Raw genomic sequence first — 11596 nt, 5'->3', positions numbered from 1 at the left:
TTTTCCTCCTCCTTGAGTCCGCGGCACTACGTCGTGCGTCGAACGCGGATCCATGACTCAATGCCGGCCCGCCGATTGCGAAGCCGTTTCCACAGCCCACTCTCGTCTGAACCTATGTTCATGGTACGTGCTGGAAGCGCATATGTCAAACGTTGTCATTTATCGCGTTTCCCACCCCGACGTCCAATAATGACCGTTACTTTCTTTCACTCTCAAAGTGGCGGAAACAAGCCATTACAAGACACCTTGAATCGTTCATGCAAACGTTTGTAATACAACCGTTGTCATTCATGTCAAACACGGCAACGGCATGTACACTGGAATCAGTTATGCGATTCCACAACCATCTCAGCCGCAGGGGGCTTTCATGACCACAAGCATCCAGGATGTCGCCCAGAAGGCGGGTGTCTCCATCTCCACCGTCTCCCGCTCGTTCACACGCCCGGAACTGGTCTCCGCAAAAACCCGCGAGCGCGTGCTCGCCATCGCCGACGAGCTCAACTTCTCGCTCTCCCGGTCCGCGGCAGCCCTGAAATCCGGCCGTTCGCTGCGCATTGCGGTACTGATGAGCGGCCATATCCGCCTGTGGTTCACCGCATCGGTGATTGAAGGCCTGAACGAGGTGTTGCACGCGGAGGGCTATGACATCTCCATCTTCCAGATCTCCAGCATCGAGGAGCGCCGCGAGTTCTTCGAGATGCTGCCGGTGCGGCGCAATGCCGATGCAGTGATCGTGGTCTCCTTCGACATCGACAGCAAGGAGATCGCCCAGCTCACCTCGGTGGACGTGCCGATCATCGGCATCAACACCGCGGAATCGGAGCAGCATGGATTCGCCGCCGCGGTCAACATCGACGATCATCAGGGCTCCACGCTCGCCGCTCGCCACTTGATGAACCTTGGACACCGCCGTATCGCGTACATCAGCACCGACCGCGACATCTCCCTAAGCTTCTCGGTGCGCGGCCGATTCAACGTATTCATGGAGACATGCCGCAAGGAGGGCATCGAACCGCAGGCGGTGGTCTGCAAGGTGGACGGCGACGGGCACTATCAGATCAGCGACGTGGTCACCCAGCTGATGAGTCTGGACGAGATGCCCACCGCCATCGCCTGCCAGGAGGACGGCATCGCGCTGCCGCTCATGTTCCAGCTCGAGCGCAACGGTTTCTCCGTGCCCGGCGACGTATCGCTCATCGGCTACGACGACAGCTTCTACACCAATGACATCGGCCTGACCACGATCCGTCAGGACCCAGTGGAGATGGCGCACATCGCCGCCCGCATGACGCTCGACCTTATCGATGAGAAGCCGGTCAAGGACCCGTTCATCACCTTCCCCGCGCATCTGGTGGTCCGCTCCTCCACCTCGCGCATCAAGTAGCCCCACAGCCGACCATCGGATTCGCGTCTGTTTCCGGACAGCTGCTCAGCGGGAGTCCCCGGAGACAGACGCTCTCAGCCGCGGGTTTCTCCGGCATGGCTTTCCAATGAAGAACCCCACGGAAATCACGAGAATCATCCCTCGTCCTTCCCGAATCCTCCCGACGACAGCCGAATCTCCATTAACGAGTTGAGGCCACCGCCCAAACGGACGGTGGCCTCAACTCGTTGGATAGGAGGGAACATGAGGAAGAGGAGAAGTGGCGCCCCGGGAGAAGGAGTATGCGCAGGACGCCACGTATGTTGTTGAGCTGTTGTTGAGTTTAGGCCGATGAACACCGATGAGATAGTCTCATCCATCCGGTCAATCAATCACGATCGATTGCAATCAATCGCAACTCACACGACTCATCGTGATCGTCATCGCAATCGACGCGGATACAGGTCGTCTCAACCTTCAATCCAAGGCCTTGAGACCCCGAGACGATGCCCGAGGTCTCTCACACAGCTCAGTGGGAGGCCGAGTACTCGGAGGCCCAGCCGTCCACGAAGGCGGTCTTGACGGCGTTCCAGTCGCCGGTGCCCTGAGCGTACTCCAGCATGGCGTTGCCGAGCTGGTTCTTCCACTCCTCGGACGGCATCATGGTGAAGTTCCAGGAGACCTGGGTCTTGCCGGACTTCTGGTCCTCGACGGCGGCCTCGGTCAGCGGGTTGTCGGACGTGACGTCATCGAAGGTCTTGAACGGGGTGGTGAAGCCCATGTCCTGGGAAAGGGCCTTCTTGCCGGTGTCGGAGCTAATCACCCAGGTCAGGAAGTCCTCGGTGGCCTTCTTGTCGGCGTCGGAGGCCTTGTCGTTGATGCACCAGTAGTTCTCGGAACCGGTGACGAGACCCTGCTTCTCCTCGCCCTTGGCGCCGATGTAGATCGGCATCATGCCCACGGACTCGGCCTTCATGCCGGCCTTCTACAGGTCGGTCCAGGCCCAGGTGCCGTTCTGGTAGAAGGCGGCCTCGCCGAGCGCGAACTCGGAGTTGGCGTCGTCGCCGGTCTTGGCGCTCAGCTGCGTGCGATCGGTGGTGGAATCGGTGATGTACAGGTCGAAGATCTTCTTGAAGTTCGGCAGGTAGGTGCCCTTGATGGTGGCCGGCTGCTCGGTGACGTTGTCGTCCTTGAACTCATAGTAGAGCGGCAGGTTGGCCAGGTGGGTCTTGAAGCGCCAGTCGGAGCTGGAGTCGAAGCCGGCGGAGGTGAACGCACCCTGGATGCCGAGCTCGTCCTTACGTGCCTGCATGTCGTCGGCCACGGCCTTCAGGGTGTCGAAGTTGTCGATCTCGTCGATGCTCTTGGCCTTGGCGCCGTCAAGCGCGAAGTACTTGTTGAGGATGTCCTTGTTGTAGATGATGCCGTAGGTCTCCATCACGTACGGCACGCCGACGACCTTGTCGCCGTCCTTCAGGGCCACGTCCTGATTCTGGAGTTCCTTGTAAACCTCGGTGTTGGACATGTCCGCGGTGTAGCGCTTCCAGTTCTGGTAGCCGACCGGGCCGTTGACCTGGAACAGGGTCGGGGCTTCGGTCTTGGCGATCTCGGACTTCAGGGTCTGCTCATAGGTACCGGAGGCTGCGGTCTGCACCTTGACCTCGACGCCGGTCTCCTTGGTGTATTCCTTGGCCAGCGCGGTCCACTGGTCGGCCGCTTCCGGCTTGAAGTTCAGGTAGTAGACCTTGCCCTTGGAGTCGTCACCGGAGGAGGTGGAGTTACCACAGGCGGCAAGGGCGCCGAGGGACATTGCTGCAATGGCCGCCATCGCGACCGCGGACTTCACTGTACGATTCATCGTCGAACCTTTCTCTTTCCACGTCGATTCCGGTTGTTCCGTCCGGAGCGGGTGCCGTTAGTGGCTCCCTTACGACTATCGACATGTCCTATTGTGCAACGGTTTGCTCGATTTTGCAAACGATGGCATTTTCGGCGCGTCAAAAATGCGCCCCGGGATGAAATCACACAACATTATCCCAATACTTCGGCGCGTTTTGCCTATATGCACTCATGCAAGCGTTCGCAACAATGAGAACGCTAACAATCTACGCCACACCTATAAAACCCGAAAATCGACGCCTCGCAACGGCATAATCGCCATCGTTTGCATCGCAGCGTTGGCACCGAAAAGGAACCACGGACGGAAGCAGCAGACAAGCGCGGAAGCGAAAGAACAACAGTGCCAGGCGGAAAGCCATTCAGCTCCGCTGCCAGCCCGTTCTGCAATTTCGGACGCGCTCCGCGCGTGTTCCGCAGGCCCGCCTGCCGGCTCGCACGTCGCCTACAAACAGCTCCGCCGTTTGCTTCACGGCAACGTTCTCAGGCGTTCCAGCGCTCGATGACGTTATCGCCCTTGTAGACGCTCAGTACCGAATAATGCGCCGTGTCCAAACGCAGCAGTCGCGCGAAATGCGGGTCAACGCCCAGCCATTGCGACGTCAGGATGCGCAGGATGTGCGCGTGCGCGACCAACAGCACGTTGTGTCCCTCACGCAGCAACGGCAGCACCTCGTCGATGGCGCCCTTGGCACGCGCCGCGGCCTCCTCCAGCGACTCCCCCGGACCGTTGTGCACGGGGACCTCCGCGCCGCCCGGCAACGTCTCGGTCCAATCGCCCTGCAACGACTCCGGCAGCGAGCGCGGCCCGTCCCGCCAGATGTCCCATGCAAAACCGGCGGCCTCGCTGATCTGGCGGCGCGTACGCCCTTCGGCGGGACCATAATCCCATTCGGCGATGCCGTCGAGCTCCCTCGGCGCGAATCCGGCCAGCTCGGCGGTCTGACGGGCGCGAACGAGCGGACTGGAGAACACGCACCCCTCGTCGAATCCACCCGGGAACGCCTCGCGCAGCCGATCGCCCGCCTCACGCGCCTGACGCTCGCCCACGGCGGTCAGCGGGATGTTCGTGCGGCCCGTATGCTGGCCCGATTCGCTCCATACGGTCTGTCCATGGCGCAACAGCACCAGGAATCCTGTGCCGTTGCGAGAAGGGTCGACGGCCACAGTGCCGTCCATATGCTGTTCGCTCATACCTCTACTCTAGTCCACCTGACCCCGGATTCCGATCAACGACGGGCGCGGTGTGCTCTACACTGATAGCCATGAGCAGCGCAAAGCACACCGCACGTCACGACTCCCCCATCGACTCCGGCATGGTCGCCTCGTCATCCACGGCCTCTCATGAGACCTTCTCCGGGGCATCCGGGGCATCCCCCTCCGAGACCTCGGCCGGCGCCGACGCGGCCATCGCGGGCCTGCACCGTATCGACGAGAAGGTCAACGCACTGCGCGCCAGCCGCGAGGCAGACCCCGATTCCCTGCTGGACAAGGCGTTCAAAGCCACGGCCCCCGCACTGGTCGGCATGGTGGCCGGCAAGGTGTTCCAGACCTTGTGGGACAAGGGCAGAGCCCGTCGCAACCTATGCAAGGGGTTGGCCGCCGATGCGCCGCAGGGGCTGGCGATGAGTCTCGCGTTCGCCGCCGCATCGGCCGCTTTCGGCGCCGTGATCTCGCAGCTGTCCGACCGCGGTTCGCAGGCGCTTGTGGATCGTCGCCACCGCAAGTCACAAGCCAAGTCACAGGCCAAATAGCAGGCCAAATAGCAGGCCAAGTCGCAGTCCAGGTCCTGACATACCGACACCGGTCCCCCACCGGTCTCCCACCGGTCGTCCGGCATCCGCATTCCGCCGTCAGGCGACCGTTCTTTCCACCGCCGCCCACGCGTGCGACAATGGCATCATGGTTACCAATGCGACTATCGAAACCCTGCTGAACCGCCGTTCCATCCGCAAATTCAAGGATGAGGCCATCGACTCCGACACCATCGCCACGCTCGAAACCGTGGCCCAGCACGCCGCCTCCAGCCAGTTCCTCAACGACTGGTCCGCCATCCGCATCACCGATCCGGCCATCAAGGCCAAGGTCGCCGAATTCGGCAACCAGCCGTAGATCGCCACCGCCCCGCTGCTCTACCTGTTCATCATCGACGAGCACCGCAACGCCCGCATCGCCGAACGCAAGGGCATCGACCCGTCGTCCGACGACTTCAACCTCAAGACCAGCTACCGCTTCACCCAGGCGCAGAACGACGCCGTTCTCGCCCTGCACGCGATGGAGACCGCCGCGTTCTCGCTGGGGCTCGGGTGCGTGATTCTGGGCTCGCCGCTCAACAACATCAACGGGCTCATCGAGCTGCTCAACCTGCCGGAATACACGTATCCGGTGCTGGGTCTGGCCATCGGCAAGTCCGATCAGGAACCGGCGCTCAAGCCCCGCATGCCGCGCGACATGCAGTTCTTCGAGAACACCTATCCGGCGGACGCCGACGACACGCTCGCCCCGCTGCCGGGATTCGACGCCGAGGTCCACCGCTACTACGACCTACGTCAGGCAGACCGCCCGGTGGACGCCTTCAGTGACCAGATCGCCACGATCAGCCGTCAGGACGTCAGTGGCAAGACGCTGCTCGACAAGGCCGCAGCCCAAGGCTTCCAGCTGGACAAGTAGGCTCGTCACAGGCCCGGCGGACCACTGCGGATTTCGGCAATCCCAGTGGAACTTCGGCCGATTCCTCCGCGGCCCGGCAGACCTCGACTCCAGGTCTGCCAACCCTCATACCAACGAACCCTCATACCAACGAACCCTCATACCAACGAATCGCCGCCGGCCTCCCTCTCCAGCAAGCGAAAGGCCGGCGGCGATTGCCATCATTACGCCGTCCGCTTACTGAGACCAGATATTGGACAAGCGGCGGCCAATTTCCCATCATTTCGCGGCATTCCGCCCTTTCGTCAGACGGCACGCGGGATAGACTGCTCTTGGTCATTCGATAATTGACACGGACGGCGAAACCGTCTACGAAACGAGGGCGGCATGCGGACCATCTTGCGTATCTTCCGACGTGATTTCCTGCGCATCGTCCGCAATCCCGTCGCCGTGGTGGTCACCCTCGGCGTGGCCATCATCCCCTCGCTGTACGCATGGTTCAACATCCTGGCCAACTGGGACCCGTACTCGGCCACCGGCAACATCCAGGTCGCCATCGCCAACGAGGACCGCGGCACCTCCAACAATCTGGTCGGCGAGCTCAACGCCGGCAGACAGGTGGTCGCCGAGCTGAAGAAGAACCACCAGCTCGGCTGGCGCTTTGTGGACGGCGAGGATCAGGCCGTCCAAGGCGTGGAGACCGGCGAATACTACGCGGCCATCGTGCTGCCCAGGGATTTCAGCGCCAGTCTGGTGGATTCGGTCACCGGTACGGGCAAGCGCCCGAAAATCCGCTACTATGTCAACGAGAAGAAGAACGCCATCGCGCCCAAGATCACGGACACCGGCGCCAGCACCATCGACGAGCAGATCAACTCCACGTTCGTGGCCACGGTGGGCAATACCGTGGCGAAAGCCGTTTCCAAGGCCGGTGGCGAGCTTGACAACGCCACCGATTCAACCCAACAGGACGCCATCGCGGACCTCGACACCGTGCTCGACACCATCGGCAGCGTGCAGGGCGCTCTGCAGGACCTGCAATCCACCCTTGACCAGGCGGACGGCACCATCGCCGATGCCAAACGCACCACCGCAACCTTGAGCACAGCGATTGAGAGCGCCCGCAAGGCGTCACAGCAGTCCGGCACGCTGCTCACCCAAGCGCAGAACGGCTCGCAGGCCTTCTCCTCCACACTCGTGGGAGCGCTTGACGACAGTTCGGCCAAGCTGTCCGGCCTCGCGGTCGACGTGAACACGGCGGCCGGCAGCATCATCGGCTCGTTCAACACCGCACAGGATTCGGTGGATTCCATCACCAATGCCCTCAACGCCCCGCTGGACCGCACGCAGACCGCCATCGACAACGTCAGGGACGCGTTGCGTCAGACCGGCATCGATGAGCATACGACCGACCCGCTGGGGCAGCGTATATGGAACCAGCTCGATACGCTGGAAGGAGTCATCGGCCGACAGCAGGCCCAAATCGAGGATTTCCACGACAACGCCTCGCAATTCATCGACTCCGGCAAGGACGCCACCACCCATCTCTCCGGGGCGATGGGTACCGCGGCCACCGGCGGACTCGCGGCGTTGAGTCAGGCCCGTCAATCGCTCACCGGCACGGTGATGCCGAATCTCAACGCATCCCTCAATGGCTTCGCCGCCCTCAACGGCACATTGGACGGCACGCTGGTCTCGCTGGACGGCACACTCACCCAGACGGACGGACTGCTCGACCAACTGTCCGACACCATCGGCCAGACGCGATCCACCATCAGCGGCACGCAGCGCTCCCTGACCCAGCTCACCGAAGACGTGGACACCGTGCGCACCGACATCGGCGCGCTCGACAGTTCCGCGGCCTATCAGAAGATCCAAAGCACCCTGCATCTCAATGATCAGGAATTCGGCGCATTCATCGGCAATCCGGTCAGCCTTGTCACCAAAGTGGTCTACCCAACCGACAACTACGGCTCAGCCGTGACGCCCTTCTACACCAATCTGGCGCTGTGGGTGGGCGGTTTCGTACTCATCGCCATCTACAAACTGGAGGTGGACCGCGAGAATCTCCGGCATGTGACGGCCACTCAGGCATATCTCGGACGCTGGCTGCTGCTGGTCACGGTCGGATTCCTGCAGGCGATCATCGCCACGGTCGGCGATCTCGCGCTCGGCATCCAGTGCGAGCATCCGCTGCTGTTCATACTGGCCGGCGTGTTCTGTTCGTTCGTGTACATCAATATCATCTACGCGCTGGCCGTGGCGTTCCGGCATATCGGCAAGGCGGTGGCCGTGATTCTGGTCATCGTGCAGATTCCCGGCGCCTCCGGCCTCTATCCGATCGAGATGATGCCCGACTTCTTCCGCGAACTGCACCCCTGGCTGCCGTTCACCTATGGCATCAACGCCATGCGCGGGCCGATCGCCGGCACGTATGCGAACCATTACTGGCTGGATATGGGCCATCTCGCGCTGTACCTGCCGGCTGCGCTGTTCATCGGTTTGGTGATACGCCGGTATGCGATGAACCTCAACGCGCTGTTCGACCGCCGTCTGGGTGATACCGATCTCATGATCACCGAGCACAACAGCATGGTCAACGAGCATGTGAGCCTCAACGCGGTGTTCCGCACGGTGTCCGACAGCAAGGAGCTGCGGGCCCTCATCACCAGCCGCGCGCACCGGTTCTTCGCCCGGTATCCGATGATGATCGTCTCCGGTCTGGTATTGCTGACCGTGCTGCCGTTCATCTTCCTCGTGCTGCTGTTCGTCACGCAGCAGAAGATCACGATGCTCACCGCATGGATTCTGTCGATCATCCTCATCGATGCGTATCTGATCGTGGTGGAGTACACGCGCGAAAGCTACGCGATGCAGGTGGGCGTCAGCGCAATGAACGCCGACGAATTCCGCGACGTGATGCTCAACGGCTACGTCTGGCGCCGATTCCGCGACCACGACAAACACGACGGCCACGATATGCGCGCCGTCCGCACCGATCGCGTTGAACAGGACGGGCAACAGGACAGGCAGGATGACCAGCAGGACGGGCAGCAGGACGAACAGAACAGCCAAGACAATCGCAACGGCCAGAACAAGGGAGGCGCGCGATGAAGCTCATCTGGAAGCTGTTCATACGTGACCTGCGCCAGGCCACGCGCAATGTGATTGCGGTGATCGTGGCGATGGGTCTGGTCATCGTGCCGGCCCTGTACGCCTGGTACAACATCGCCGCCAGCTGGGACCCATATGGCAACACGAAGGCTCTGAAAGTCGCGGTGGCGAACACCGACAAGGGCTACAAATCCGATCTCATCCCGGTGCCCATCAACGTGGGAGAGACCGTGACCAGCGCACTGCGGGCCAACCATGATCTGGACTGGCAGTTCGTGGACCGGGACAAGGCCATCGACGGCGTGTACTCCGGGGAATACTACGCGGCATTGGTGATTCCCAAAAGCTTCAGCGCAGACATGATGACGCTGTTCTCGCCCACCATCACACATGCGAAGCTCGAATACTATCTCAACGAGAAAATCAATCCGATCGCCCCGCATATCACGGATGAGGGTGCCAGCACCGTGGCCACCACCATCGACCAGACCTTCGTCAAAACGCTGTCCAGTGTGGCGTTGAATCTGGCCTCGAACGTGGCCAAATACGCGCAAAGCCCGGAAATGGCCCAGTACATCGACAACGCCACCAGCCATCTCACCGGCATGTCGGCCAAACTCACCGGGACGGCAGCGCAGATCGACTCCTATGTCAACTTGCTGGGAGCCGCGAGCGGCATCATCGACTCGACCGACAAACTGCTGGGCTCCACCGGCTCGGCGGCAGCGGGCGCGAAACAGTCCATCAAACAAGCCCAATCAGGCGCCACAAGCCTTGGCGACGCCCTTTCCGGGGCCGCGGACGGTGTCAGCGCCGCTCTGAAGCAGGCCGACGAGGCATACGTCTCCATCGATAAGCAGATTGACGCGGCATTCACCGATATCGGATCACAGTCCGCACAGGTAGCGGGCGCGCTGACCGATATGCAGTCGAAGGTCCAAGCGCAGGCCAATACATTCGGCGACTATGCAGCAGCGCTGCAATCGTTGGCAGACCAGAGTTCCGTGCAGTCGGTTCGCAACGCACTGACCAAGGCCGCGGCACAAGCCGAACAAACCAAGCAGAAGCTGCAATCGGTCGCCGATGCGCTGGGCGAGGCCGCTCAGCACATCACCGACGGCACCGCGGATGCTGAGGCAACCCGTCAGAAGATAGCAGACGAGATCGCAGCGGCCCGCAAGTCCATCACCGAGGTTTCGGATACCTATGAGCACGCCTTGAAGCCGCAGCTGACGAAATTGGCCGCTTCGATGGACGACGTGGCGAATCAGGCCTCCAACGTCATCGATGGGCTGTCCTCCACGGTGGATAGCGTATCCGGAATGTCCGAAGAACTGTCCGGCAGCATCACGGGCATACAGGACTCTTTGGGCAAGGCCTCGGCAGCGTTGAACCGATCCGCCAAGAAATTGGATACCTTGGCCGGCAAGTTCTCGTCGCTGGCCAAGGACGGCGGCGGCGACCTATCCAGCGTCATTTCGACCGATCCGGATACCCTCGCCTCGATGCTCGCCGCCCCCGTGGCCGTTGACCGCATCCCGCTGTACCCGATGGCGAACTACGGTTCAGCCATGGCTCCGTTCTACACGATTCTGGCCATCTGGGTGGGCGCGATCATTCTAGCGGCCATGCTGAAGGTTTCCATTTCCGACCATGAAAAGGCCAAGGTGCTGGGGCTTGGCAACGACCTGCCATTGGGGAGTGAAGTCGGGCTTCGCGAGGCGCTGATTGCCGGTCGTGTGGCCGGGCCGAGCGCCGCGTTGGACGTGCTCAAGAAGCCCCGTCCCGAATCCCCCGGCAATGCGCGGCAGTTTGGTTTGCAGCTGCACCATGAGTATTTCGGACGGTACATGATTTTCGGCTTCCTGGCGCTGTTGCAGGGCACGTTGGTATGTCTGGGCGATTTGTTCTATCTGGGTGTGCAGTGCGAGCACCCGGTGCAGTTCCTTATGGTCGGATGGCTGGCCGCACTGGTGTTTTCGAACATCGTATATACGTTGACGGTTTCATTCGGCGACATCGGCAAAGCCATCGCCGTGATACTGCTGGTGATGCAGGTGGCTGGATCGGGCGGCACGTTCCCGGTGGAGACGCTGCCGCCGTTCTTCCAAGTGGTGTCCAAATGGCTGCTCTTCCCCTATGCCGTGGACGCGATGCATTCGGCCATGGCCGGGGCCTTCGGCATGGAGTACTGGATCGCCATGGGCAAACTGGCACTGTTCCTCGTGCCGTCGCTGCTGCTTGGCCTGATGCTGCGCAAGCCCGTGATCCGCCTCAACGACTGGATCATCCGCAATCTCGAAAGCACCAAGGTGATGTGAGGCGGATGTGAGGCGGATTGCTGGGTTTCTTTTGGCTCTGTTAAACCAGAATTGACATGGGTTAATCAACGAAAGTTCTGAAGGGGTCAATTCCCCTGAATGGGTTCATTCATTTCCCTGAATGGGTTTATTCCCTAAAGGAATCAACCCCACCAATTTGCCTCTTATGTCAAAGCTGGTGTAACAGAGCCTTTCTTTTTGTTTGGTATTCGTGCCGCGAAACACGTATCGATTGCGTCTTTGCTTGATTCAG

The 11596-nt window shown here is 61.2% G+C and carries 5 protein-coding genes and 2 pseudogenes; 5 read left to right on the top strand and 2 right to left on the bottom strand.

Annotation, left to right across the window (positions count from 1 at the left end; all coding sequences use genetic code 11):
- The first annotated feature begins 367 nt into the window (after positions 1-367).
- Positions 368-1384, top strand: a complete 1017-nt coding sequence (locus BG22_RS10360; RefSeq protein WP_140495346.1) for a LacI family DNA-binding transcriptional regulator — start codon at positions 368-370, stop codon at positions 1382-1384.
- 508 nt (positions 1385-1892) lie between these two features.
- Here the strand turns inward: BG22_RS10360 and BG22_RS10355 are convergent.
- Together BG22_RS10355 and BG22_RS10350 are read right to left on the bottom strand one after the other, a co-directional pair.
- A pseudogene (locus BG22_RS10355) lies at positions 1893-3221 on the bottom strand (ABC transporter substrate-binding protein).
- A 521-nt stretch (positions 3222-3742) separates the two neighbouring features.
- On the bottom strand, positions 3743-4453 hold the full coding sequence (locus tag BG22_RS10350) for a histidine phosphatase family protein (RefSeq protein ID WP_169834068.1): 711 nt from the start codon (positions 4451-4453) through the stop codon (positions 3743-3745).
- A gap of 122 nt (positions 4454-4575) precedes the next feature.
- Between BG22_RS10350 and BG22_RS10345 the strand changes: the two genes are divergently transcribed.
- The 4 genes and pseudogenes from BG22_RS10345 (at position 4576) to BG22_RS10330 (ending at position 11343) form a co-directional block, all read left to right on the top strand.
- Positions 4576-5013 (top strand): DUF4235 domain-containing protein, encoded by a 438-nt coding sequence (locus BG22_RS10345; protein ID WP_140495348.1) that lies wholly within the window; start codon positions 4576-4578, stop codon positions 5011-5013.
- A 148-nt stretch (positions 5014-5161) separates the two neighbouring features.
- Positions 5162-5929, top strand: a pseudogene (locus tag BG22_RS10340) (nitroreductase family protein).
- Between the two features lie 366 nt (positions 5930-6295).
- Entirely contained in the window at positions 6296-9022 is a 2727-nt protein-coding gene (locus tag BG22_RS10335; RefSeq protein WP_140495344.1) for a YhgE/Pip domain-containing protein, read from the top strand.
- Positions 9019-11343, top strand: a complete 2325-nt coding sequence (locus BG22_RS10330) for a YhgE/Pip domain-containing protein (protein WP_140495342.1) — start codon at positions 9019-9021, stop codon at positions 11341-11343. Before BG22_RS10335 ends, BG22_RS10330 begins: the two co-directional genes overlap by 4 nt.
- The last annotated feature ends 253 nt before the right edge of the window (positions 11344-11596 follow it).

Origin of the sequence: Bifidobacterium sp. UTBIF-78 (genome assembly GCF_006408945.1) — a bacterium.
GTDB classification, from domain to species: domain Bacteria; phylum Actinomycetota; class Actinomycetes; order Actinomycetales; family Bifidobacteriaceae; genus Bifidobacterium; species Bifidobacterium myosotis.
The sequence above is the reverse complement of the archived record's forward strand: the minus strand, read 5'-3'. Positions and strand labels throughout refer to the sequence as shown.

Coding starts and splice junctions, on each gene's coding strand:
- BG22_RS10360 (WP_140495346.1), top strand. CDS start 368: ATGACCACAAGCATCCAGGATGTCGCCCAGAAGGCGGGTGTCTCCATC.
- BG22_RS10350 (WP_169834068.1), bottom strand. CDS start 4,453: ATGAGCGAACAGCATATGGACGGCACTGTGGCCGTCGACCCTTCTCGC.
- BG22_RS10345 (WP_140495348.1), top strand. CDS start 4,576: ATGGTCGCCTCGTCATCCACGGCCTCTCATGAGACCTTCTCCGGGGCA.
- BG22_RS10335 (WP_140495344.1), top strand. CDS start 6,296: ATGCGGACCATCTTGCGTATCTTCCGACGTGATTTCCTGCGCATCGTC.
- BG22_RS10330 (WP_140495342.1), top strand. CDS start 9,019: ATGAAGCTCATCTGGAAGCTGTTCATACGTGACCTGCGCCAGGCCACG.